General features: G+C 43.0%; 24 protein-coding genes and 1 pseudogene. 19 read left to right on the plus strand and 6 right to left on the minus strand.

What is annotated here, in order from left to right:
* A pseudogene (locus tag BLR15_RS05620) lies at positions 1-233 on the minus strand (IS5/IS1182 family transposase); the annotation flags it as partial.
* Between the two features lie 164 nt (positions 234-397).
* Between BLR15_RS05620 and BLR15_RS05625 the strand changes: the two are divergent.
* The 6 genes from BLR15_RS05625 (at position 398) to BLR15_RS05650 (ending at position 6,371) form a co-directional block, all read left to right on the plus strand.
* Complete coding sequence (locus BLR15_RS05625; protein ID WP_092985547.1) at positions 398-1,018, plus strand: YtxH domain-containing protein; 621 nt, start codon at positions 398-400, stop codon at positions 1,016-1,018.
* 139 nt (positions 1,019-1,157) lie between these two features.
* Positions 1,158-2,579 (plus strand): dipeptidase PepV, encoded by a 1,422-nt coding sequence (pepV, locus tag BLR15_RS05630; RefSeq protein WP_092985549.1) that lies wholly within the window; start codon positions 1,158-1,160, stop codon positions 2,577-2,579.
* Positions 2,569-3,417: a D-amino-acid transaminase gene (dat, locus tag BLR15_RS05635; protein ID WP_092985551.1), complete on the plus strand. Its 849-nt coding sequence runs from the start codon at positions 2,569-2,571 to the stop codon at positions 3,415-3,417. The genes pepV and dat overlap by 11 nt, the downstream gene beginning before the upstream one ends.
* A gap of 219 nt (positions 3,418-3,636) precedes the next feature.
* Positions 3,637-4,428: a phosphotransferase family protein gene (locus BLR15_RS05640; RefSeq protein WP_092985554.1), complete on the plus strand. Its 792-nt coding sequence runs from the start codon at positions 3,637-3,639 to the stop codon at positions 4,426-4,428.
* A gap of 24 nt (positions 4,429-4,452) precedes the next feature.
* A complete protein-coding gene (gene trmB / locus BLR15_RS05645) occupies positions 4,453-5,085 on the plus strand; it encodes a tRNA (guanosine(46)-N7)-methyltransferase TrmB (RefSeq protein ID WP_092985556.1) in 633 nt (210 codons plus the stop codon).
* 83 nt (positions 5,086-5,168) lie between these two features.
* Positions 5,169-6,371: a MalY/PatB family protein gene (locus tag BLR15_RS05650; RefSeq protein ID WP_092985558.1), complete on the plus strand. Its 1,203-nt coding sequence runs from the start codon at positions 5,169-5,171 to the stop codon at positions 6,369-6,371.
* 23 nt (positions 6,372-6,394) lie between these two features.
* Here the strand turns inward: BLR15_RS05650 and BLR15_RS05655 are convergent, their stop codons facing one another.
* Positions 6,395-6,691: a hypothetical protein gene (locus tag BLR15_RS05655; protein WP_092985560.1), complete on the minus strand. Its 297-nt coding sequence runs from the start codon at positions 6,689-6,691 to the stop codon at positions 6,395-6,397.
* A gap of 67 nt (positions 6,692-6,758) precedes the next feature.
* Here BLR15_RS05655 and BLR15_RS05660 point away from each other — a divergent pair, with 67 nt between their 5' ends.
* The 9 genes from BLR15_RS05660 (at position 6,759) to ccpA (ending at position 15,569) form a co-directional block, all read left to right on the plus strand.
* The gene (locus BLR15_RS05660; protein ID WP_092985562.1) at positions 6,759-7,838 is read left to right on the plus strand and encodes a M42 family metallopeptidase; all 1,080 of its coding nucleotides are present in this window, start codon (positions 6,759-6,761) and stop codon (positions 7,836-7,838) included.
* Positions 7,839-7,855: 17 nt separating this feature from the next.
* Positions 7,856-8,839 (plus strand): PTS sugar transporter subunit IIC, encoded by a 984-nt coding sequence (locus BLR15_RS05665; RefSeq protein WP_092985564.1) that lies wholly within the window; start codon positions 7,856-7,858, stop codon positions 8,837-8,839.
* Between the two features lie 31 nt (positions 8,840-8,870).
* Entirely contained in the window at positions 8,871-9,677 is an 807-nt protein-coding gene (locus tag BLR15_RS05670) for a DUF1444 family protein (RefSeq protein WP_092985566.1), read from the plus strand.
* On the plus strand, positions 9,678-10,271 hold the full coding sequence (gene ytpR, locus BLR15_RS05675; protein WP_092985568.1) for a YtpR family tRNA-binding protein: 594 nt from the start codon (positions 9,678-9,680) through the stop codon (positions 10,269-10,271).
* Positions 10,272-10,281: 10 nt separating this feature from the next.
* The gene (locus BLR15_RS05680) at positions 10,282-11,970 is read left to right on the plus strand and encodes a DNA translocase FtsK (RefSeq protein WP_092985570.1); all 1,689 of its coding nucleotides are present in this window, start codon (positions 10,282-10,284) and stop codon (positions 11,968-11,970) included.
* Positions 11,971-11,995: 25 nt separating this feature from the next.
* Entirely contained in the window at positions 11,996-13,294 is a 1,299-nt protein-coding gene (murC, locus tag BLR15_RS05685; RefSeq protein ID WP_092985572.1) for a UDP-N-acetylmuramate--L-alanine ligase, read from the plus strand.
* Positions 13,295-13,383: 89 nt separating this feature from the next.
* Complete coding sequence (locus BLR15_RS05690) at positions 13,384-13,911, plus strand: DUF948 domain-containing protein (RefSeq protein WP_092985574.1); 528 nt, start codon at positions 13,384-13,386, stop codon at positions 13,909-13,911.
* Positions 13,912-13,951: 40 nt separating this feature from the next.
* The gene (locus tag BLR15_RS05695) at positions 13,952-14,434 is read left to right on the plus strand and encodes a YtxH domain-containing protein (RefSeq protein WP_092985576.1); all 483 of its coding nucleotides are present in this window, start codon (positions 13,952-13,954) and stop codon (positions 14,432-14,434) included.
* 142 nt (positions 14,435-14,576) lie between these two features.
* Entirely contained in the window at positions 14,577-15,569 is a 993-nt protein-coding gene (ccpA, locus tag BLR15_RS05700; RefSeq protein ID WP_092985578.1) for a catabolite control protein A, read from the plus strand.
* 47 nt (positions 15,570-15,616) lie between these two features.
* Here the strand turns inward: ccpA and BLR15_RS05705 are convergent, their stop codons facing one another.
* The 3 genes from BLR15_RS05705 to BLR15_RS05715 are packed head-to-tail and all read right to left on the minus strand — an operon-like array spanning position 15,617 to position 18,057.
* Entirely contained in the window at positions 15,617-16,765 is a 1,149-nt protein-coding gene (locus tag BLR15_RS05705) for an acetoin utilization protein AcuC (RefSeq protein WP_092985580.1), read from the minus strand.
* Positions 16,762-17,406: a CBS and ACT domain-containing protein gene (locus tag BLR15_RS05710; RefSeq protein ID WP_092985582.1), complete on the minus strand. Its 645-nt coding sequence runs from the start codon at positions 17,404-17,406 to the stop codon at positions 16,762-16,764. Before BLR15_RS05710 ends, BLR15_RS05705 begins: the two co-directional genes overlap by 4 nt.
* Positions 17,407-17,424: 18 nt before the next feature.
* Positions 17,425-18,057, minus strand: coding sequence for a GNAT family N-acetyltransferase (locus BLR15_RS05715; RefSeq protein WP_092985584.1), 633 nt, complete (start codon positions 18,055-18,057; stop codon positions 17,425-17,427).
* Positions 18,058-18,159: 102 nt separating this feature from the next.
* Here BLR15_RS05715 and acsA point away from each other — a divergent pair, with 102 nt between their 5' ends.
* From acsA to BLR15_RS05725, 3 genes are all read left to right on the plus strand, one after another.
* Positions 18,160-19,872, plus strand: coding sequence for an acetate--CoA ligase (gene acsA / locus BLR15_RS05720; RefSeq protein WP_092985586.1), 1,713 nt, complete (start codon positions 18,160-18,162; stop codon positions 19,870-19,872).
* A gap of 36 nt (positions 19,873-19,908) precedes the next feature.
* Positions 19,909-20,037, plus strand: coding sequence for a hypothetical protein (locus BLR15_RS14365; RefSeq protein ID WP_281182358.1), 129 nt, complete (start codon positions 19,909-19,911; stop codon positions 20,035-20,037).
* Positions 20,038-20,098: 61 nt separating this feature from the next.
* The gene (locus BLR15_RS05725) at positions 20,099-21,766 is read left to right on the plus strand and encodes a formate--tetrahydrofolate ligase (protein ID WP_092985588.1); all 1,668 of its coding nucleotides are present in this window, start codon (positions 20,099-20,101) and stop codon (positions 21,764-21,766) included.
* Positions 21,767-21,831: 65 nt separating this feature from the next.
* Here the strand turns inward: BLR15_RS05725 and BLR15_RS05730 are convergent, their stop codons facing one another.
* A complete protein-coding gene (locus BLR15_RS05730; protein WP_092985590.1) occupies positions 21,832-24,369 on the minus strand; it encodes a transglycosylase domain-containing protein in 2,538 nt (845 codons plus the stop codon).
* Between the two features lie 386 nt (positions 24,370-24,755).
* Between BLR15_RS05730 and tyrS the strand changes: the two genes are divergently transcribed.
* Positions 24,756-26,021, plus strand: coding sequence for a tyrosine--tRNA ligase (gene tyrS, locus BLR15_RS05735; RefSeq protein WP_092985592.1), 1,266 nt, complete (start codon positions 24,756-24,758; stop codon positions 26,019-26,021).
* The last annotated feature ends 70 nt before the right edge of the window (positions 26,022-26,091 follow it).

Genomic DNA, 26,091 nt, shown 5'->3' on the forward strand with positions numbered 1-26,091 from the left:
CGTTGGATAAGGTCTTTTATCATCGGGATACGTTCAACATATCTAACAAAGATAGAAATAATCATGGCGGCATAGTTCAACTCTTCAGGTGCACCAAGTCGGGACTTTTTCGTTACTGCATGATAAATTTTATCCAAATTTATCGTAGAAATAATGGCATCATATTTTTGGGGAGGTGCCATGTCATATAATTCCTGGATGCCAAATAAGCTTGGTTGTCGTATAATGGTCATAAGAAGCACTCCTTCAGTCTTTTTATGGTTTGTTCGTCAACTACCATTATACAAGATTTGGGGAGGTGCTTCTTTTTTTAACTCTCAAAACTGTTGGGAGACATGGGGTTAGAATTATGAAATTCATTCACTTCAAAACTAAATTTAAATAGAGGTGTATCTAAATGGGAAGATTAATTAATGGATTAGTCAAACTGGCTGCACTCGTCGGTGTGGCGGCAGCAGTAAAAAAACTCTCTGAAAAGGACAACAGGGATGCAGTAGTGAACGAGTACAACAAGGCGAAGGAGAATCCGAAAGAATACGCCCAAAATGTACAGAATAAAGTAACTGAAAAAGCTCATGAAGTTCAGGATAAAGCGAAGGAAGAGTACTCAAAAGCGAAAGAGGATCCGAAGCAATATGCACAGAACGTGCAGTCCAAAGCGACAGAGCAGGCCAAGGACTATCAGAATAAGATGTCTGAACAGGCCAAACAGTATCAGGAAAAAGCAAAAACAGAGTTCAACAAAGCTAAAGAAGATCCGAAAGGATATGCAGAAAATGTCCAGTCCAAAGTGAAAAAGGACGACAAGGACAAGCATGGTGTAAAACCTGATGCCGAAGACGGAGACGGCCACCTGACAACCGATCAGGAAGAAGGCAACTTCGATTCTGAAGGCGGCTTCGTCCATCCTGAAGAAAACACGGATGCTGAAGTTGTCAGCGGCAAAGGTGAAATTGATGATAACCACAATATCCATGTCGTTTATGACGAAGATCTTGATGAAGATGATAAGAAATAATCATCTTATACAAAAACCGATTCTTATGAATCGGTTTTTTTATTGTGAAATTTTCTGATATAAGGTTATGATTGCTTGTTTTTATATTAAAATATATTTATCATTGAAAATAAACAACGATAGGTAAGGATGAACGGACATGGACTTTCAGGCACTTGTCAATCAGCATAAAGATTTACTGATCAAAGATTTGGTCGGGTTATTGGAAATAGAAAGTGTAAAAGGGGACAGGAGCGAAAACGCACCGGTCGGAGAAGGACCGAAAGCCGCTCTCGATTATATGCTCGAACTCGGTAAAAGGGATGGTTTCATAACGAAAGAAGTCGATCATCTGGCGGGTCACATCGAAGCAGGCGAAGGCGGTGAAATATTCGGTGTACTGGGGCATGTTGATGTTGTGCCCCCGGGGAGCGGATGGGATCATAAACCGTTTGAACCTGTAGTCACCGGGGACTCCATCACTGCACGTGGCATTCAGGATGATAAGGGGCCGACTATGGCGGCCTACTATGCAATGAAGATACTTAAAGAACAGAATGTGGATTTCAAATTGAAGACGCGTCTGATTATCGGGACGGATGAAGAGTCAGACTGGGAGTGTACAAAAGCATACTTTGCCAGCGAAGAGATGCCGGCTGCGGGCTTTGCGCCGGATGCTGCATTTCCTCTCATATACGGTGAAAAGGGCATTACATCTTTCAATATAGTGCAGAAACATACGATGCTGGATGAAGAAGAGCCCAATATTGAATTGAAAGTTTTAATTTCCGGCGAAAGGTATAATATGGTGCCTGAAGAAGCGGAAGCAAAGCTTAAGGTGATTCAGAATATGACGGAAGTCATCCAGTCATTCGAAGGCTTTTTAAGAAGTACAGGTGCTGAAGGCAGCTATGAAGTCGATAACGGTTTTTTGAATATAAGAATCAAAGGACAGAGTGCACACGGTTCGACTCCTGAAAGAGGAGTGAATGCGGGTTTTATTCTGATTGAATTTCTTAGTACCATGGAACTTGATGATAACGCGATGAATTTTCTGGATTTTGCGAATAAATATATCGTCGGCAATTATAAAGGCGAGCAATTTGATATGGCCCATACTCATGAGGATATGGGTGAAGTCAGCGTCAATACGGGCATGATCAATTATACGGAAGTGGACGGCGCAAGTTTCGGAGTCAACCTGCGTTACCCGGAGGGACTGGATTTCAACAGTGGCATCCATGCACTTAAGAGCAGAATCCTGGGTGAAGGGTTCACGATTGAAGATCTTTCCGATGAACCGCCGCATTACGTAAATCCAGATGATCCGCTCGTTAAAGTACTCCTGGACAGCTACAGGAACCATGTGGAAGATGATACCGAACCATTTACGATCGGCGGCGGAACTTATGCAAGGACGCTCGAAAGAGGGGTCGCATTCGGTGCAATGTTCAATGACACGAAAGATACGATGCATCAGAAAAATGAAACGATGAAAATTGATGAACTGCTGAAAGCCACTGCAATTTACTTAGAGGCGATTTTTAGAATATGTGTAGAAGGTGAAGCCGATGAGAATTAGTTATTATAACGGACAATATATGAACCATGAAGAAATGAGCATAAAAAGCGGAGACCGTGCGTTTTATTTTGGCGACGGTGTCTATGAAGTCATCCGGATTTATGATGGCAATTTTTTCACTTTTGACGAGCACGTCGACAGACTGCTTCAAAGTGCTGAAGAGATTCTGATCAGAGATGTCAACCGCGCTGAAGTAGTGGAAATACTTCACGAAATAAAAGATCGCAACGTTATTCTTAACGGTGCACTCTACATCCAGGTATCGAGAGGGATTGCGCCGCGTGACCACGGTTTCCCGCATTTGACGAAACCGGTCATCTACGCAAGCATCAGAGAGGCAAAACGTCCGCTGTCACTGATGAACTCGGGCGTGGAAGCTGTGACCGCAGAAGACTACAGATGGCTGAAGTGTCATGTCAAAAGCCTCAACCTGCTTGCGAACGTCATGGAAAAACAGCATGCCGTGGAACAGGGGGCCAAAGAGACGATACTGCACCGTGACGGTGTGGTGACAGAAGGGTCTTCGACAAATATCTTCATGGTGAAAAATGAAGTGCTGTTCACACACCCTGCCAACAATCTGATTTTGAATGGCATTACCCGGAGAGTGGTCCTCGGACTGGCAGAAGAGTACGATATCGCTGTCAGGGAAGAAGGGTTTACAGTATCGGATATGAGTGAAGCGGATGAAGTATTTTATACCAGCACAACCCAGGAAATCATTCCGGTCGTCAAAGTGGACGGCAGATCTGTGGGTGACGGTAAGCCAGGGCGGGTCACGCAGCAGCTGCAGGAATACTTTAATAAAAAAATCACACTATTAAATTCAGTTAAATAAAGTTAACGAGTGATATTACACTTATATTTTTAAAGTATGATGAAGCCTTATAATATGTGACTTTGACGGCTGTTCTATTGCTGTTGTCATATAAATTAAAAAATATGAGTCTTGAAATCACACCGCAAACACTATATTATTTTAATCACGAAACAAAAAAAGGGCGCTATAATATATAATTATTTTAGCGTCTTTTAAGGACGAAGAGAGGTGTGGAATTTGGAGCATTTCTATCAGCTCGGCTGGACACTGGACCCCGCAGGCGGTGCATCAGGTGAGGCTTATAAAGCCGAACAGGATGGCCGGAAGCTCTTTCTGAAACGCAATGCCAGCCCCTTTATAGCAGCACTATCAGCAGAAGGTATAGTGCCGAAGTTGGTTTGGACGAAACGCATAGAAACGGGAGAGGTCGTAACAGCACAGCATTGGAAGAATGGCCGTGAGCTGACCCATGAAGAGATGTCTTCAAACAGGGTGGCAGCGTTGATGAAGAAAATTCATTCATCAGGACCGTTGTTGACTATGCTTAAGAAAATAGGCATGAAACCGATGTTACCCGACTTATTATTGAATAAGATTCAATCTTCATTATCCCCTAAAGTGAATGCACACCACACTGTAAGAAGTGCCATTCAATATTTAGAAAATGAAATTCCAAAACTGGATCAATCATTGAGTACAGTTTGCCACGGTGATGTAAATCATAACAATTGGCTGCTGTCCGATCAGGATGAATTATTCTTAGTAGATTGGGAAGGCGCGATGATTGCAGACCCTGCAATAGATATCGGTATCATCCTTTACACTTATGTTCCGGCGGATAAATGGGATGAATGGCTGGAATCATACGGCATAAAATATGATAGAGATTTAAGAAAACGCATGAAATGGTACACATTGGTCCAGGCAATTACGATGGTGCAATGGTATGAAGACCATAAGCGTTTTAAAGATATGAACGACTGGATACTGTTCTTGAATCACGTGATTAAAAGAGATCGGTTCATCTAGTGGAAAAGTGAATGGAGCAGCAGGATGAGAATTCGTAACAAACCATGGGCCATGGATTATTTGAAGGACAATGGCCATATTGTGGATACAGAAATGACTTATAAAAATAAAGTCAAAAACTTTTTTGACACCGACCAGCCTCTGCACATTGAAGTCGGGACGGGCATGGGGACATTCATTACTAAACTTGCCGCAGACAATCCCAATATCAACTATCTCGGCATCGAACTGGATAAAAACGTCATCATCAGGGTGGTCGAAAAGATCATTGAACTGGATTTGAAAAATATCAGATTGGCACTGCTGGATGCGAACTTCATCAGTGACTACCTGAATGACGGTGAAGTCTCCAGGATTTATTTGAATTTTTCAGACCCATGGCCGAAAACGAGGCATGCCAGAAGACGTCTTACCTACCATACATTCTTAAAGCAGTATCATCATCTTCTGGATGAAGACGGCAGCCTGCAGTTTAAAACAGACAATCGGGGTTTATTCGAGTACAGCTTACAAAGCATGAACGAATACGGTATGAAGTTCGAGGACATCCGGCTTGACCTGCACGATGATGAGCCGGAAGACAATATACGTACCGAGTATGAAGAGAAATTCTCAAGGAACGGCAGCAGAATATATTTATTGAAAGCATCTTTTTAAGATGCTTTTTTTCTTTGCAATGTAATTATCGGTAAAGAATGATAAAATATAGTGTGAAGAAATTATACGTGGAGGGGAAGCTTTTGAGCAAGTTCAATTTCGATAAAGAAACGACCAGAGAAGGCACTTACAGTATTCAGTATGAAGGAACGGAGCCGTTATTCGGACGTACGGGGCTCGCACCATTCTGGATAGCTGATATGGATATTGAAACACCTGAAGCCATTACAGAAGCAATGAAAAAAAGGCTGGATAACGGCATTTTCGGTTATACGATCTGGAAGAACTCCAAGTTTTACGGACCTGTCAAACAGTGGTGGAAATCCCGCTACGATGTAGATCTGACGGATGACATGATCACATATGCGCCGTCTGTCCTGTACACGGTGAGCGAGGCGGTGCGCCTCCACTCCGACAAGGGTGACGGTGTCATTTTGAACATGCCGACATACAATGCGTTTTTGAAAGTGTTGAAGGGCAATGACCGTAAGGTGGTGCCGTGTTCTCTGATCGAAGAGGACAATGAGTACGCCTTCGATTTCGAACATTTTGAAGAACTGTGCCGTGCACCTGAAAACAAAGTCTTCGTCCATTGTAATCCGCATAACCCGACAGGGAAAGTCTGGTCAAGAGAAGACCTGCAGAAGATGAAGGATATCTGTCTTCGCAATGACGTCTTTTTCATCAGTGACGAGATTCATATGGATTTCGTAAGACCGAAAGAGAAATTTGTCTCCATGGCCGAACTGATGGACGAGGGCGATCCGATCATTGTGACGACCGGCCTCGGGAAAACTTTCAACCTGGCAAGCATACCGCATTCATATTTCATCACTAAAAATAAAGAGCTTAGAAATAAGATCGTCTATGAATATGACCACCGCTACAATGTGGGCACGGCCAACAGTCTTGTGCTGGCGGCGATTGACGCTGCATATACGGACTGCGGTGAATGGGTGGATGAACTGAACGATCATCTGGAAGGGAACTTTGACTATATCGAGGAATATATCAATGAACATCTGTCCGAGTATCTGTCATTCAAAAAACCGGAGTCCACATATTTAGCATGGATCAGCTTTGAGAAGTGCGGAATTGAAGATGCCGAGATGCATAAGGCGCTTGTAGATCTGGGTGGTATCGCAGTGTCACCGGGCCATATATACGATATTGCCGACAACGGACGTTTCCGTATGAACGTTGCGTCCAGCAGAATGCGCATTGAATCCGGCATGGAGCGTATTCATAAGACCATTGAAAAGCTGAAGGAAGACGGCAGAATATAAAAAGGCAAAAAAAAAACAGGAGATTACTGATTAGTAATCTCCATGATTTCACCTGTATAAGCATCAGCCGTAAACTGGTATTTTGAAACATCTTCACCTTCACCAACATGGACGACGCCGTTGATCACTTTGGATTTCATTCCAAGGAAGTTTCTCTCGTCCGTCTGGTAATCCAGAGAGATGAATGAAACATCATCGAATTGTAAATGTAAACCGTCAATTACTTTTTGGGCATCAACTGTCCTGTAAAGAAAAAACCAGATTAATGCCGGTACAGAAGCGATGACTGTAAATAATAAAAATATTCTACGTTTTGACATAAAACTACCTCCTTAAATGTAGTTTACCATATGAAATAAATGAATATCATCATAAAGGGGAATTATCATGAATTTATCACAAAAAACTTTGGACAGAATGAAAACTTTGACTGAGCTGCACGGGGCGCCGGGCTTTGAAAATCTTGTAAGAGAATATTTGAGAAAAGAGCTTGAGCCGCTTTCCGATGAAATCATCACCGACGGCCTGGGCGGAATCTTTGCCGTCAAGAGGAGTGGGAGGGAAAATGCACCAAAAGTGATGATTGCAGCACATATGGATGAAGTTGGTTTCATGGTGACAGAACTCAAAAAGAACGGCCTTATAAAATTTGTACCGCTCGGCGGATGGTCGAGCGATGTGCTATTAAGCCAGAAATTGAAATTACGTACACGTGATGATAAAGAAATCACAGGCATCGTCGGCAGTGTGCCGATCCATTTCCGTAAAGGCGGAAAGGATAAAAAGACTGAGATCAAAGATATGCTTTTCGATGTCGGTGCCGACAGCGAGGACGACCTGAGGGAAATGGGCATCGAAGTCGGTGACTCGATCGTCCCTGATGTCCAGTTTGAAGTGATGGAAAATGACAACAGGCTTTTGGCCAAGGCATGGGATAACAGATACGGCTGTCTCATTGCGGTAGAAGTTCTGGAATCTCTTAAAAATGTGGACCTGGACTGTGATCTGTACGTCGGTGCAAACGTCCAGGAAGAAGTGGGCCTAAGAGGCGCCAAAGTGAGCAGCAATATGGTCAAGCCTGATGTTGCGTTTGTCGTGGACTGCTCTCCGGCAAACGACATGATGGGTAAAAAGGATGATACCGGTAAAATCGGCGAGGGCACTTTACTGCGCATAATGGACCGTTCAATGATATTATCCAAGCCGATGCGAGAGTATATGATTGATACTGCAGAGGAAAATAATATAAAATATCAGTATTATACTTCACCCGGCGGTACGGATGCCGGCAGTATACATGTTTCCAATGAAGGTGTCATTTCTGGAGTTGTCGGTATCTGCGCCCGCTATATCCACACTTCACACTCGATCATCGACTATAATGATTATAAAGAAGCACACAAGTTCCTGTCGGAGCTGGTGAAGGGCGTAGATTCTGAAGTCGTTGATACTTTAAACGGCCACTGAGCGGACGGGGTAATCATATGAGAAAATTATTAAGACGCTGGTTTATTGATGGAATGAGCTTTATGGCCTTAGGATTGTTTTCTTCTCTGATCATCGGGCTGATCATGGATACGATAGGGACTTATATCCCGTTTTTGTCATTCATGACGGAAATCGGAGCGGTGGCCATGGCATTGACCGGGGCGGCGATAGGCGCCGCCATCAGCTATGGTCTGAAGGCGCCGCCGCTCGTTGTGTTTTCAACTGTGGTCGTCAGTTACGCCGCATATGAATTTGGCGGTGCGGCAGGCAGTTTCATCGCAAGTATCGCAGCGGTTGAAATCAGCCGCCTGTACAGCGGGAAAACTAAAATAGATATAATAGTCACACCGCTCCTGACTATAACTGCTGCATACTCGGTGGCGCAGTTTGTCGGCCCGTGGATCGGTGATTTCATGACGAGTGTCGGAGACTTCATCGTATTTGCCACCAACCAGCAGCCGTTTGTAATGGGCACGCTGGTTGCGGTGGTCTTCGGATTGATGCTGACGGCACCGTTATCCAGTGCTGCGCTTGCCCTGATGCTTGAAATCAGCGGTCTGGCTGCAGGTGCCGCAGTAATCGGCTGCTGTTGCCATATGGTCGGCTTTGCCGTCCAGGGCTACAGGGATAACGGAGTTTCCGGCCTGATTTCAATCGGGGTCGGCACTTCAATGCTGCAGGTGCCGAATATATTTTTAAATCCGTTTATCGTCGTCCCACCGACACTCGCAAGCGCAATCATTGCACCAATAATGACCGTGTTCTTCCCGATGGAAAACAATGCTGCAGGTGCAGGAATGGGGACGAGCGGTTTTGTCGGACAGATAATGGCGATAGAAACAATGGGAATGTCAGTGGAAGTGATTGTACTGATTCTTGTATTCCACATCATTCTGCCGGCAGTGGTCACCTATCTGATCTATGTTCTGATGAGACAGCTCGGAATGATCAAAGACGGAGACCAGATTTTACAGCATTAAAACTAAGTAGAAATGTAATGGAGGCATTCTGATGAATGTTTTTAAACTGAAAGATTTAATATTGGAAAAACTGAATGCAAAACGCGCTGATTTTGATTTCAAATTCAACAGGAAAGATGAAGAACTCAGAATCGAGCGTAAGGATAATAAAAAAGGTGTCGATATAGAACTTGCAAAAGCGGCTCAAAAAGCCAAAAATGATGATAAGTTTGTGGATGAAATCATCTACTATATCGATGAGACATTAAGCCGCATGGAAGATGAGTCTGTCGATCTGGACCAGTCCATGATCTATCCGGTCGTCAGATCGACAAGCTTTTATGACGAGACAAAAAGCGGACTGAAATTCATCATGGATGATCACACGAATGAGACCAGGGTATATTATGCAATGGACTTTAAAAACAGCTACCGTCTGATTGATGAGAAACTTGCAGAATCATTCGGCATGAGCCACGAAGATATCAGAGTCCTTGCCTACAATAATCTGAGCAATATGAAAATAGATTATAAAAAACAGACTGTACAGGAAAATGACTTTTATTTTGTGAATCATAATGACGGCTACGATGCATCAAGAATTCTCAATGAACAGTTTTTGAATGATATGCATGAAATATGTGAAGGGGAGATGATGGTGGGTCTTCCGCACCAGGACGTGCTCATAATCGCCGATGTCAAAAATGAAGTGGGTTACGATATCATGGCCCAGATGATGATGCAGTACTTTGCAGAAGGACTGACGCCGATCACATCACTGTCATTCTCGTACAAGGACAAAAGATTGCAGCCGGTATTCATACTCGGTAAACAAAAGAATTCAAAAAGAGGGAATTAAATGAAACTGACTTATAATAATGCTTATGTTGGTGACGTACTGCTAGTATCCTTAAGAAGTCCGAAAACACCGTCCTATACACATCACGACGGAGTTACAGTCATCAAGGAAAATGATGAGATCATCGGTTTGAACATTTTCAACGCTTCAGGTAAATTTGAGCTTGAGGAAGATGTTGTAAATATCACTCCGACAAAAGCACATCTTGAAAAAATCAATGAAATTTTAACAGGGGCAGGCGAAGAAAAGATTGAAGCGGATCTGAGTCCTAAGTTTGTTGTCGGTTATGTCTCTGAAAAATCACAGCACCCTGATGCCGACAAGCTCAATGTGTGCCAGGTGGACGTCGGGGATGACAATTTGAAAATCGTCTGCGGGGCACCGAATGTCGATGCCGGCCAGAAAGTGGTCGTGGCGAAAGTCGGGGCATGGATGCCGGACGGTATGTACATCAAACCTTCCAAACTCAGAGGTGTTGAATCGAACGGCATGATTTGTTCAAAAAAAGAATTAAATCTTGAAGATGATGGGATTGACGGAATCTATGTGTTAAGTGATGACTATGAAGTCGGTCAATCATTTGCAGTGAATTAAGGGTGAGATTATGGCGAGATCAAGGAAAAGAAGAGAATTTAAACCTGTGGATGCAGAAGAAAAGCTGACAGAAGAGCGCTTCAGATTTCCGCTTGACCTAGACGATGATATTAAAAATCAGCCGGTTGAAAAACCGGAGAGTCATGATGCCGAGGGGTTCGTCAGAAGGGACAGAAGACGTCAGCCTCATCAATCGACGAATTTACCGGATAAAAATAAATCAAGCTTCATATTGAAAAAGGCGAGGGAGATCCCGTCGCCTGTTCATGGTCTGAAAAAAGATGATGTTGATAAAAATAATGAACCGGTACCGGAAACTCCTGAACATCCGGATGACACGAACTATGATGATATCCAGTCAGTCATCATCCGCGATATTGTAAAAGAAAGGAATCGTAAAAAACACCGTGATAATGTCAAAAGAGAAGCTGCGGTGAAGAGAAGGAAAGAGGAAGCCGAATCCAGAAATTCTCAAAATTTAAAATCAGCCATCAAACCTCTGACAAAAAATAAAAAGTCATTGAAGGAAGAAAAAATTCCGACCCACACGATGGGCACCCCTGTAAAATTGAAGGCATCATCCGAAAAACGCCAGGGGCCGACCGTCAGCCTGCCGTCAATGAATATGCTGGGCAGGATGCAGGCAAAGAACTATGCCGTTGAGGAAAAAGAACTCAGCGAGGCGATTGTCCAGGCTTTCAATGCAAACGGTGTGCCGGCAAGTATCAATCAATATAAATCAAACGGCATCATCGGAACACATGAATTAAAATTAAACCGGAATTTCAGAATCAGCAATATTTCAAAACTCAAAGCGCACATACTGCCTTACCTGCCTGTTGAAGAAATGCGGGTCGTTGCACCGATCATCGGTACAAGCCATATCGGTGTGGAGATTCCCTTGAAGGAACCGATGCCGATATACTTCAGCACATTATTTCAAAAAAGCAGTTTGAAGCTGAGAAAAAATGATTATAAATTCGTGCTGGGCAAAATTGTCGATGACCAGATTTTCAGCTATGAACTGCCAAAAGCCGGTCATCTGCTGGTATACAGCGGAAATAATGATGAGGCAGCCCATCTGATTGACAATTTCATCATTTCGATGCTCATGAACCATACTGCCCATGATCTGAAGTTTAAATTCGTCACAAGCAACGATATGTACGATGATTATAAACAGCTGAACTATCTGTTCAGTGAACATGATTCAATCAGGTCGCCGAATGCATTGGATGATATTTTGCAGGAAGTAAATTCCAGGTCAAACCAATTCAGACGCGCCCATGTAAGAAATATATCCAGTTTCAATAAGCGTGTCAGTCATGCGAATAAAAAAAGTGTTATAGTGATTGTTATCGACGATTTCAGCGAACTTATCCAGAGCAACAACCATGAAGCGGTAAACGCTGTGGTGCAGATCCTTAAAAAAGGAAAGCCGCTTGGCATCCATCTTCTGATCAGGCACGGCGATCCGGCTGCAAAAGTGGGATATGAACTTCTGCAGCTTCTGCAGACAAAAGTGTCCTTCAAAGATGACAGGAATCAAGTGATCAAAGGTGCAGAGCATCTGGTGGAAGGCAATGATATGCTGATTCAGATTCCGACTTCCAATAAACCTCTCAGAGTCAACAGAGGCGAAATCGAAAAAGAAACCAAGGATAAAATTTTAGCGTTCATACGCGAGCAACAACCTTAATATATTGAGAAAGTTTGGTGTCCCTGTGGAAAAATTTCATTTTATTGGTATAAAGGGTGCAGGCATGAGCGCCCTTGCTCAAGTACTGCATGACCTGGGTCATGCAGTACGAGGCTCTGACATTGATAAGGAAGTTTTTACGGAATTCCAGTTGAGAGATAAAGGGATAGAAATCCTGTCTTTTGATGAGAACAATGTTGAAGAGGGCTATACTTATATTGCAGGAAATGCATTTAAAGATGATCATGTTGAGATCAAGAAGGCGATGGACAGTAACTTCAAAGTCATCAGATATCATGAGTTCCTGGCTGAATTCATGAGAGGATTCACTTCTATTGCGGTCACCGGCGCACATGGAAAGACTTCGACGACCGGCCTCTTGAGCCATGTGATGAACGGCGATGTTGAAACCACCTTTTTAATCGGAGACGGTACAGGTTTCGGTTTGAAACGCAGTGATTATTTCACATTTGAATCATGTGAGTACAAAAGACATTTCCTGAGCTATTATCCTGACTACGCCATCATAACAAATATCGATTTTGACCATCCTGACTACTTTAAAGACCTGGATGATGTTGTCGATGCTTTCAATGATATGGCATCGCAGGTCAAAAAGGCGGTCATCACTTTCGGTGGTGATGAAAATATCAATAAGATCAGTGTCGATGTGCCTCTTTACACTTACGGCATAGAAGGCGACTATGATGTCACCGCATCCAATATCAGAACGACTGAAAAAGGTACAGTGTTCGATGTGACCATCGGTGAGGACTACAAGGACACAGTCGTCATCCCGATGTACGGGGACCACCATGTATTGAACTCACTGTCTGTGATTGCTGTGTGCTACTTCGAATCGCTGAATATGAAAAATATTAAAGAAGCATTTCTCACATTCGGAGGTGTGAAACGCCGTTTCAGCGAGACATATATCAATGATATGGTTCTTGTCGATGACTATGCGCACCATCCGAAAGAGATCAGGGCGACGCTTGAGACAGCACGTAAAAAATATCCAGGGAGAGAAATCGTATCAGTTTTCCAGCCGCATACTTTTTCCAGGACGGAAAAATTTCTGAATGAATTTGCCGAAGCACTGAACGAATCGGATAAAACATATATTGTCGATATTTTCGGTTCTGCAAGGGAAGCGGCTGGAAATTTGTCCAGTGCGGATTTAAGTGAACTGATACCCGGCGCCACCGTCTTGAACGATGACGATTTGGAATTATTGAATAATCACCAAAATGCAGTCATTATATTCATGGGTGCAGGAGATATTCAAAAATATGAAAAAAGATTTACAGAATTATTATCATAATTTGCAATAAATATGTTTACTCACAGCCGAATTAGGCTATTTTAAATAATGAATAAAAAATTGTAAAAAGAAGATGGAGGCGTTTGATTATGGATTGGCAGCTTATATTAGCCATTGCTGCGGGAGTAGCGGCGATTGCTTTATTGATTGTTGCAATTGCAGTAGCTTATGTTTTACTACCTGTTAAAAAGAATTTAGATCATATTGCGAAAACACTGGATGGTGTGGAAGGTCAAATTCAAGGTATCACTAGAGAATCTACAGATTTACTTCATAAAGCGAACCGCTTGACTGAAGATGTTCAGGGTAAATCACAGAAACTGAATTCAGTTGTAGATGCAATTCAGGGCATGGGCGATTCAGTCAGCAACCTGAACAGCTCAGTGGATAGAGTGACAAACTCTATCACTCATAATATTTCACAAAATGAAGACAAGATTTCACAAGTTGTCCAGTGGTCCAACGTTGCAATGGAAGTTGCAGATAAATGGCAGATGAGACAGCGACGCAACAAGGCTTATAACACGAATACACAGTCAGCTGAAGACGGTGAAAACCTGCCGGTGGCGGTGAATTCCCCTTCAACGGGAAATGACAATTCCGGCGAAAATCGTTAACAGCCACTGTATAAAACTGAAAAGGAGGTCTTTATAAATTATGGAAACTTATAATAGAGATCGCCATTTACATGGTGTAGAGGAATATGAACAACAGGTCCACAGCACCACAGGCCGTGACTTCACGATCGGTCTTGCAATAGGGCTCGCCGTGGGCACGATAGGCGGTTTGTTCCTGGCACCGAAATCTGGTGATGCGTTAAGGGATGACATCTCTGATACAACGAACAGATTCACCCAGACTTTCAATTCAAAAGATGATGGCGGTGCTGATACTGAATCACTGAAAGCCAAGGCAGAACAGAAAACTGAAGAACTTCGTTCCAAAGTGGAAGATAAAAAAGATCAGGCAGTTGCCAAGAAAAGCGAATTGGAAGAAAAACAACGCATAAAGAATATGGATGAAGAAGAGATTCAGGCTCAAAAGAGAGCGATACAGGATGATGTAGCCGACGAAGGTGCACAAGATCCGAGAACGGTGGACATGTCCAAGTATGCAGAAGAAGATAAAGATAATAAGTAACACCGATTAACCACATGTTTTACATGTGGTTAATTTTTTTATGTGATTATTACAACAATCAGTGTAATTAAGATGCAATCATCGTCATATTCATGTTATTATTAAAAACAAACGTTTACATATTTATTCAGGAGGTGTACATATGACAGTAACTATTTACGATGTAGCACGTGAAGCAAAAGTATCCATGGCTACAGTGTCCCGGGTGCTTAACGGCAACCCTAACGTTAAGCCGGAGACGAGGAAAAAAGTTAAAGAAGTCATTAAAAGATTAAATTACAGGCCCAACGCTGTTGCTCGGGGTTTGGCGAGCAAAAAAACGACGACAGTGGGCGTGATCATACCGGATATATCCAATCTGTATTATTCATCTTTGGCAAGAGGGCTGGATGATATCGCAGAAATGTATAACTATCAGACAATTATAGCAAATACGGATAATGACCCTGTAAAGGAAAGAAATTCATTTTTAAACTTGATCAGCAAACAGGTGGACGGAATCGTATTTCTCGGCGGTACTCTCAATGATGAGACGATTGAAGACATCAAGGGGTCGAATGTCCCTGTCGTCATTTGCGGTACGAGCGAGAAAGATGCAAATCTGCCGTCGGTAAACATCGATTATTTCAAGGCGATCAAAGAAATCTCCAATCATTTATTTGAAAGTGGCGCGAAGAACATATTCTTCATCAAGGCGCTTTATTCCCAGCAGCTTGAACGTCACATTGAAGACGGGCTGAAAGAAGCTTACAAGGAAAATAATCTGCCGTTCAAAGAAGAGTACATCCAGGAAGTGGCCACTCATTATCAGGCAGGCAGGGATGTATTCGACCGTCTCATTGACGAGGAAAATATAGATGTGCTTATCACGATGAGTGATGAAGCGGCTGTCGGTATGCTGCACGGCGCAATGGACCGCGGTATCAGTTTCCCGAATAAATTACAGCTCGTCAGCTGCAGCAACACGCATCTCGTACACATGATGCGTCCGCCTGTGACGAGTATTGCGATACCTCTGTATGATATCGGTGCGGTGGGGATGAGATTGTTGACGAAGTATATGAAAGACGAACCGGTGGATGAACCGAATGTGATTCTGCCTTATATCATCGAGTACAGATCTTCAACAAAATAATGAAAACCTCTTGTCGGAGTCGATATACAACTCCAGTCAGAGGTTTTTTATATTTGTTCCAGATACATCAGAATTCTCTGCAGCATACCTTCATTTTTTTCAGTGATATCGTTCTTCCGGGGTATTTCCTGGAAGTCACTTAGATCATCTTCCCACAATGTCGGAAATTCGACCTTGCTTTTAGCCTGATACTTTTTTAGAAAAGCATCGGGCAGCTTGCCGCGGGGTGGTTTTTCATTGTGCATCGCCAGCCATATCTGTGCCCACATCCTCGGCACGACCTGCCATATATTATAACCGCCGCCACCGACAGCAATCCATTTGCCGTCTGTATATTCATCGCTGAGGCGGTTGACGATACGCGGAATTTCTTCATATGATTTCGAAGTCAAAGCGAGATGGGTCATCGGGTCTCTGTAATGTGCATCCACTCCGTTTTGACTTATCAGGATATCCGGCTTGAATTTGATGATTGCATTTTCCAGACTGTCTTCAAAAATACTTAAAAATGATTCATCTTCTGTAAAAGCATCGACAGGTAAATTGACTGAAAATCCGAAACCTGCATCGCCGCCTCTTTCCGTTGTGGAACCGGTGCCCGGAAATAAGTATCTTCCCGTCTCATGAATGGAGTAGGTCATCACTTCATTAGTATTATAGAAAGTAAACTGTACACCGTCTCCGTGGTGAGCATCCGTATCAATATAAAGGACTTTCAGACCGTAATGCTTCCTCATATATTCAATGGCTACCGCCGAATCATTATAAATGCAAAATCCGCTGGCACGACCGGTAAAACCGTGATGTAGTCCGCCGGCAAGGCTCAGAACCTTATTTGCATTGCCTTTCACCACTTCATCTACAGCGGTCAGTGTGGCGCCGACCAGCATTTTACTTTTTTCATGCATATCATCAAAAGTTGGCGTATCCTCACCCGCGAGACCGTAACTTTCCATCTGGGACCCAGGAAGTGAGCCTTCACCGGCTTTTTTGACTGCTTCTACATAATCAGGCTGGTGGGTGAGCAGCAGCTCCTCATCAGTCGCTTTTCTCGGTTTAATGATGTCTTCTTCTTTTAAAAAACCTGATGCTGTCAGTAAATCAGTTGTCATTTTTACTCTCATTTGATTAAAGGGGTGCTGATCATTGAATCTGTATTCAAGCAATGATTTATCATATACATATAATGGTTTCATCTCAAACCCATTTTGTCAGGAGTCAGCACATTGAACCCCTGTTCCTGTAGTCTTCGTATTGCAAATTTCGGATTCATCGCCTGAACGCGTAATACAATGATTTTATTCCCCTTGGTTTCCTTATTCTTATAAACTGACACACTGATTATTCTAATGTTCAAATCTTTGAATACTTTTCCTACTTCATAGATGACGCCTGTCTTGTCTTCGATATCTATCTCAATGATCGATCCGGGTTCTTTTATACCGGTCAGCTCCAGGAAAGTGTTAAGCATATCCTTTTGTGTAACGATACCGACGATTTTACCTTCTCTGACCACAGGAATCGCACCAATCGCAAAATGATAGAAATCAAGGGCAATTTCCTCAACGAAGTCCATGGGATGGCAATAGGTCACGTTCGTCCTCATTATTCTGGACAGCGGCTGTTCCAGATTCATAACGGGATCTTCATCAGACAGTACGGACGGCAGTGTCATTTTAACATCTCTGTCTGAAACGATACCGACTAATTTATCTTCCTCATTGGTGATGGGCACATGCCTGAATGAATACCGGCTCATCATATTGAGCGCTTCTTCAATTGTATTTTCCGGGGACAACGTCCGGACAGGCGATGTCATAATTCTTTCTACTAACATTTAATATCCTCCTCAGCATTAGAAAAAGAAGCGGTCTTTAAAACGGATTTTATCGAATTCCATCATTTGCTCCCTTTTAATATTGTTGCCTATTCGTGCCATAAGCGTATTGGCGGGGTGGGCCGTGATTTCAGGGTCATTGGTCTGAAATACTTCAAATCCGGCGCTTGCCATCAAATTGATCATAATATCTTTATATTCGTAGACACTGAGACTGTTATTTTTCAAGTCCCAGTGCCAATAGTATTCAGTGGTGATTATAATATAGTTTTCTACAAACGAATCTTCCATTGTCAGCTGAATCAATTTTTTACCGATGCCGCCGCTGCGGTAGCCTAAAGATATCTCTACCGCGCCAAGTTCAATGAGGTAGGGCAGATTGCCGTCAGACCATCTTTCAAGTTCGTCAGGGTAGTGGTAGGTGACATATCCAATAATATGTTCGCCATCACGTGCTATTATGATTCTGCCTTCATCGAGATCGGCGATTTCCAAAATCGCTTCAAACTGATCCTTTGGTCTTCTGAAAGCATCCAAACCATCATCAAAGCTGTATGTCTTTAAAGTATCGCTGGAAACAGGTCCCTCGATAACTATTTTCCGGTCATTTAGAGTGAGAAGTTCCTGATGATAAGTTTTTTGGTGCTGCACAAATCACACCTCCTGGTTAATAAGATTTAAAAATTTTGAAAAGTACGTTAATATTATTATATACTATCATTAGAAATGAGAAAACTTATAGGGGGATTTAAGATGAAAGTACAGCATTACAAAGCAACGGATCAAAATCCGAATTTAAATGATTACGATAAGGTTTATGAAAATTTCAACTGGGATGAGATTGAAAAGAATTTTTCATGGTCTGAAACAAATAAATTCAATATGGCTTATGAGTGTATCGATAAGCATGTTGAGGATGGTTATGGAGATAAGACAGCCTTTATTTACAAAAATGATGATGAAAAATCCACATATACATTCAAAGATATGCAGATCGCATCCAACAAAGCTGCGAATGTACTGAAGAATGAAGCGGGAGTGGAAAAAGGGGATCGTGTATTTATCTTCATGGCGCGTTCACCCGAGTTATATTTCAGTTTACTGGGTACTTTGAAGCTGGGTGCGATTGTCGGACCTTTATTCGAAGCATTCATGGAAAAAGCTGTTAAAGACAGAATGGAAAACAGTGATGCCAAAGTGATCATCACTACTCCTGAACTGGTCGGGCGTATACCTGTAGACGACCTGCCGAACCTTGAAAAGGTTGTCGTCGTCGGTGAAACTGACAATAATGATCAGGTGGATTTCAATGCAGCTTTTGATAAAGCATCAGAAGATTTCGATATAGAGTGGCTGGATAAGGAAGATGGAATGATTCTTCACTATACAAGCGGTTCCACAGGACAGCCGAAAGGTGTCCTCCATGTCCAGTATGCTATGGTTCAACAGTATATTACGGGTAAATATGTACTGGATCTGAAAGAAGATGATGTGTACTGGTGTACTGCTGACCCGGGCTGGGTGACCGGAACATCTTATGGCATATTCGCCCCGTGGCTGAACCGTGCTACCAACGTCGTCGTCGGGGGGAGATTTTCTCCGGAATCCTGGTACGGTGCGATTGACGAACTCAATATAACAATCTGGTACAGTGCGCCGACAGCACTCCGTATGCTGATGGGTGCCGGTGATGAAGTACTCAAACAGTATGATCTGAGTTCTCTGCGTCACATATTATCAGTTGGGGAGCCATTGAATCCTGAAGTAGTCAAGTGGGGCATGGATGTTTTCAATTTGAGAATCCATGATACTTGGTGGATGACTGAGACGGGCGCTCATATGATCACTAACTTCCCGGCTATGGATATTAAAGCCGGTTCCATGGGTAAACCGGTACCGGGTGTTGAAGCGGCGATCATAGATGATTCCGGTAATGAACTGCCGGCAAACAGAATGGGCAACCTGGCACTCAAATCAGGCTGGCCTGCGATGATGAGGGAAGTATGGAAGAACAAGCCTAAATATGATTCTTATTTCGTAGGTGAATGGTATGTATCCGGTGACTCCGCCTACAAAGATGAAGATGGTTATTACTGGTTCCAGGGCAGAGTGGACGATGTAATCATGACTGCCGGTGAAAGAGTCGGACCGTTTGAAATAGAGTCGAAACTTGTTGAACACCCTGCAGTACAGGAAGCCGGTGTCATCGGTAAGCCTGACCCGGTCAGAGGTGAAATCGTCAAAGCATTCATCGCTCTAAGAGAAGAGTATGACGAATCTGGTGAGCTGAAAGAAGAGATCAGAGTATTTGTTAAAGAAGGACTCGCTGCACATGCTGCACCGAGAGAAATTGAATTCAAGGATAAACTGCCGAAAACACGCAGTGGTAAAATCATGCGCCGCGTATTGAAAGCATGGGAATTGAATCTGGATGCCGGAGATCTTTCCAGCATGGATGATGACTAAATTTAAAAATCCCCTCAAAATTGAGGGGATTTTTAAATGATTGAAATGATGTTATCAGGGAAGAAGAATATGAGAGATGCTTTGAAAGTGGAAACATCCGCAGATATTATCAGAATTATTTTTAAAAACTTTGTTTGTGGAATAATTCACTTGAATATGGCATAATAAAACATGTAAGTGTTATGCCTTTGCATAACTCAATATTTTTCATTTAGGAGATGAGATAATGGCACATTTAACAGATCAGGAAATTGCTGCTAAAGCTGATATTCAACCGATAGAAGATATCGCAGCTAAAGCGAATATTCCTAATGAGGCCTTGGAACTTCATGGTAAACATAAAGCGAAAGTGGACATTCATCAACTTGAAGGGGACGAGAACAAATCAAAAGTTGTTTTAGTTTCCGCGATGAACCCGACTCCGGCCGGAGAAGGTAAATCCACTGTAACTGTCGGTTTATCAGATGCATTCAACAAGTTGGAAAAGAACGTAATGGTTGCATTGCGTGAGCCATCATTAGGTCCTGTTATGGGTGTTAAAGGTGGAGCTACAGGCGGCGGCCAGGCGCAGGTATTGCCGATGGAGGAAATCAACCTTCATTTCAACGGTGACCTGCACGCAATTACTACTGCGAACAACGCTCTATCCGCGTTCATTGACAACCACATCCACCATGGCAACAAACTGAACCTTGATCCGCGTCGCGTTTCTTGGAAGAGAGTTCTTGACATGAACGACCGTGCATTGCGTCAGGTAGTTGTTGGTCTTGGCGGGCCAAGCCGCGGTGTACCTCGTGAAGATGGTTTTAACATCACGGTGGCAAGTGAAATCATGGCTGTACTTTGTTTAGCTACAGACATCATGGACCTTAAAGCAAAATTGGGTGAAATGGTCATCGGTTACACTTATGACAGAAAACCTGTTACTGCTAAAGAGCTTGAAGTGGAAGGTGCACTTGCATTACTTCTTAAAGAAGCAATCAAACCTAACCTTGTACAGACTATGGAAGGTACGCCTGCTCTGATCCACGGTGGACCATTCGCAAACATTGCGCATGGCTGTAACTCACTTATTGCTACAAACACAGCACGTAAACTTGCTGACATCGTAGTAACAGAAAGTGGTTTCGGTTCTGACCTTGGCGGAGAGAAGTTCATGAACATCAAAGCACGTAAAGGCGACTTCAAGCCGGATGTCATCGTTCTTGTAGCGACTATCCGTGCACTTAAGATGAACGGCGGCGTTGCTAAGGATGATCTGGGTGAAGCCAACGTAGACGCTCTTAAAGAAGGTATTGTAAACTTAGGTAAGCACATTGAGAACGCTCGTAAATTCGGTGTCGAGCCTGTTGTTGCTTTGAACGACTTCGTCACAGACACTGATGAAGAAAGAGACTTTGTATTAGACTGGTGTAAAGAGCAGAACGTACGCGTGTCTCTTACCCAAGTTTGGGAAAAAGGCGGCGAAGGCGGCGTGGACCTTGCAAACCAGGTTCTTGAAGTCCTTGATCAGCCACAGGAATTCAAACACCTTTATGATCTTGAAACTCCAATCGATCAGAAAATCGATAAAATCGTCAAGGAAGTATACGGCGGTGAAGGTGTTGTTCTGACAGCCAAAGCTCAAAAACAGCTTGCTGAAATTGAAGCAAACGGCTTTGGAAACTTACCGGTTTGTATGGCTAAATCACAGTATTCACTAAGTGACGATCCGAAAAAACTCGGCCGTCCTGAAGGATTTACTGTAACTGTTAGAGAATTGGATGTTAAAGCCGGTGCTGGTTTCGTTGTTGCCCTTACAGGTGACATCATGACTATGCCTGGTCTTCCAAAACAGCCATCTGCAGTTAACATGGATGTTGCTGCTGACGGTACTTCAAAAGGTTTATTCTAATAAAAACCATTAAAAAGAGATCGGCCGAATGGCCGATCTCTTTTTTTGCTCTGGTTTAATTGAAGTTAATCATCGTCGTCATCGTCATCATCGTCATCATCAGATGAGCCGCCGACAGAATAACGGTTATCATACGTGTTGGTCACTGTGCCTCTCAAAGAAGAATTGGAAAGTCCTTCATCATCAAAAGCAGCACCCATTCTTGACTGTATTGCCGGGTCATTTAAACTGCTCTTGTCATTGAGTCTTGTATCTTCTGCAACAGGACCGGTAACCGGTGTATCTAAATCTTTTTCACAGTCACTTTCTGTTTCCATTGTAAGTCCACAATATTCCATTTGTCTGACTGAATCTGGCTGTTGGAATGATGCGCCGCGTCCCATCTGATCCGGTGCGAGGGCGAGCAGTTCCTGAGTCAGGTTACGCCAGTTGTATATATGGAGATATTGTTCACCTTCATAGCCGGAAACCTGAGGTATGTTCTCGTCATATCCCATCCATAAACCTAAAGTGACATCGGGATTGTATCCCATGAACCATGAGTCGACGAATGAGTTGGACGTACCCGTTTTAGCTGCAAAATCGTATTCATTTTCAATGTCTCGATAGAAGTCTTCGATATGATATGCAGAACCTGAGATAAAGGATTCCTGCAGCATGTCAGACATCAGATATGCAGTTGAATCTTTGAACACTTCGTTTTTGACAGGTTCGTGTTCGTAAACGACCTCGCCGTCAGGGCTTGTAATACTTTCAATCATATAGCCTTCTGTAAAGCTGCCGTCCTGTGCAAAGCTTGAAAATGCATCGACGTTCTCTTGTACAGTAAGGTTATTCGTACCAAGCGGCAGAGAAGCGAATCCTCGGCCTTCATAGTCGAACAATGTATCAGGCAGTGGCATATTCATACGTTCAAAATATTCCTGTGGATTTTCTTCACGGACATCTGCCCATAATCTTAAGGTACTTAAGTTATATGAGTTACTGAGTGCATGTTTTGCAGAAACAAGGCCGAATTCTTCCTCGTAGTCGTAGTTGGCAGGCTCGTAACCGTTATAACTGAACTTCTCATCGAGTAATACAGTGTCAGGAGCAATAATGCCTTTATCGACCGCAGGGCCGAATGTTATCAACGGCTTCATAGTCGAACCGATTTGGCGATCTGTCTGTGTGGCGTGGTTGACAGATGATGCCTCGTGGTCACGACCGCCGATGAATCCTAATATTTTACCAGTGCTGTTTTCTTTCAATATTGCACCGACTTCGTGGTGCATCATTTCTTCTTCCTGATCTGACTCCTCGTCTATATCAATCGCATCTTCAGAACTTCTGTCACCATAATAGTAGAAGTTATCATCTTTGACATCCTGCATAGTGTCATAGATTTCTTTATCAATGGTTGAAGTAATGTGATAGCCCTCATAGCGGAGTGCCTGGTTTGCCTGTTCTGTGTAATCCTGATTGATAAGTGGTGTAGAATCCACTTCTTCACGCGTCAGACCGTCCTCTTCTGCCAGGACATATTTTAAAATCTGTACACTGCGTCGTTCCAGTTCATCTGTTAAGAAAGGATAGTTCTGGTTCGGAACAACGACACTGTCTGTTAAATTAGAGTATAAATCATATTCGACAGCTTCGTCATATTCTTCCTGAGTAATCTTATCTTCCAATAACATACGGTCGAGGACGAATGTCTGCCTGTTCTTCCCATACTGCAAATAATCTTCGTCTTTGACATCGCCGCCCTGCATAAACGGAGTGTATGCATATGGGTTTTGCGGCATTCCTGCTAAAAATGCACTTTCAGCAAGGTTGAGCTCACTTGCATCTTTTCCAAAAACACCTTCGGCAGCAGCCTGTATACCGGCAACGTTCTGTCCATTGGCGTTACGTCCAAATGAAACAGCGTTCAGATATGCTTCGATGATTTCATCTTTATCGAGCAGTTTTTCCACCCGGAAAGCGAGGAGCAGTTCGACAGCTTTTCTGTCGAAAGTTGTTTCATTGGTAAGCAATTGGTTTTTGACGAGCTGCTGTGTCAATGTACTGCCGCCCGTACCATCATCGCCGCCGGCGAAGACCTGGAGCGCTGCACGCATGAATGCTTTTGGTACAACTCCGTTATGTTCGTAGAAGTGCTCATCTTCAGTCGCAACCACTGCATCGACGACATATGGACTGACATCATCATAATCCACTCTTTCCCTGATGAGATCTGCACGGAGTGTACCGAGCGATTCACCGGTGCCGAATGCAACGGTCGAACTTTCCGTCATTTCTGTCAGTGCTACAACCAGTTCATCGTTGGTCTGGACCTCTTCATCGTTGACAAGAGCTGCGAAATAGCCCAGGCCGACACTGAAAGCAAGAAGGCCTAATAATGAAAATGCCAATATGATAAATAATACAATATTCCAAGCAGTTTCATATGTAGTAAAAAAAGCAACTCTGACTGGAGAACCAGCATTTCTGATTCGGTTGTTTATATTTGAAAATTTTTCCTTGAAGGTATTGCCGGTAACCGAATCCTTGTCGCCCTTCGGTTCCCCCTTCGTAAAAATCTTCTTAATATTATCAAAAAACTCTTTAATATTCTTCTTCATGTGGACCTCCTATCAACGGACATTATACCATATATAAAATCATTATAGATAGTGATATCAACCCTTGCAAGATTAAATAGTGATAAATTTATCACATCATTTTCAATGCCGGGGCGGAGTAAGGCGGTTGACTTTTATAATGAAGATGTTACTATTAGATTAATTTAATACCCTCTGAATAGTGGGAGAAGTAGCGGATTTATCCTGATCCAGAGAGCTGGTGGGCGGTGAAAACCAGTGACGGATAATTTGTGAATACACCCATACGAAACATTCAGGAATCAGGATGATATTTATCTGAAAGTGAAACCGTTTGGTGGTACCGTGCTCTGCACCCATACTATATTTAGTGGGGTGTTTTTTTATTTTAAAAATCAGGAGGAATCATTGTGAGTGCATTATTAGAAGATTTGAAATACCGTGGTATTATTTACCAGATGACTGATGAAGAGAAAATCACTGAATTGTTGGATACCGAGCAGGTCTCAATATACTGTGGAGCAGACCCGACAGCTGACAGTCTGCATATCGGACACCTCGTACCGTTTCTGACTTTAAGGCGTTTCCAGGAATATGGACACCGTCCGGTCGTATTAATCGGCGGGGGGACTGGCATGATCGGCGACCCGTCATTTAAGGCTGAAGAAAGAAAGCTTCTGACAGAAGAACAGATTGACCAGAACGTTGATGGAATCAAAGCTCAAATGGGCAGAGTTTTTGATTTCAACGATGAGAACGGTGCAGTTCTTGTAAATAACAAAGATTGGCTTAAAGAAATCTCATTGATCAGCTTCCTGAGAGATTACGGAAAGCATGTCGGACTGAACTACCTGCTTGGAAAGGATGCAATCCAATCCCGTCTTGAAACCGGTATTTCCTATACAGAATTTACGTATACAATACTTCAGGCAATCGACTTCGGCCACCTGAACAAAAATTATAATGTTAAAATGCAGATCGGCGGTTCCGACCAGTGGGGCAACATCACAAGCGGACTGGATCTGATGAGAAGAATGTACGGTGAAAATGAGTCTGAAGGTCTGACGATACCTTTGATTACAAAAGCTGACGGGAAGAAGTTCGGTAAGACAGAATCAGGCAACATCTGGCTCGATCCGGCAAGAACTTCGCCCTATGAATTTTACCAGTTCTGGCTGAACCAGAGTGATGCTGACGTCATTAAATTCCTGAAGCTGTTTACTTTCCTTGATAAAGAGGCTATTGAAGCACTTGAAAAATCAGTGGCTGAAGAACCGCATCTTCGTAAAGCCCAGAAAAGTCTTGCAGAAGAGATCACGAGATTCCTGCATGGTGAAGAAGCACTCGAAGATGCAAAAAGGATTACAGATGCACTTTTCAACGGAGAAATAAAGTCTCTGACTTCTAATGAAATCAAAGATGCATTTAAAGATGTGCCGACTGAAAACTTCGACGGCGAAGACGAGAACCTTGTCAATGTCCTTGTTGAAACTAAAATCTCATCATCACGCAGACAGGCAAGAGAAGATATCAATAATGGTGCCATCTACATTAACGGTGAGCGTCAGCAGGATGTAAACCACGTGATCACAGCAGACGACAAGCTGGATGGAGAATTCACAGTCATCCGCCGCGGTAAAAAGAAATACCATATGGTGACATATAATAAATAAAGATTGGCATTATGAGGTGCTGTGGATGAATTTCATGAAATGTAGACGAGTATGCCGAATATATGATGGA

Source organism: Lacicoccus qingdaonensis (genome assembly GCF_900101075.1).
Lineage (GTDB): Bacteria > Bacillota > Bacilli > Staphylococcales > Salinicoccaceae > Lacicoccus > Lacicoccus qingdaonensis.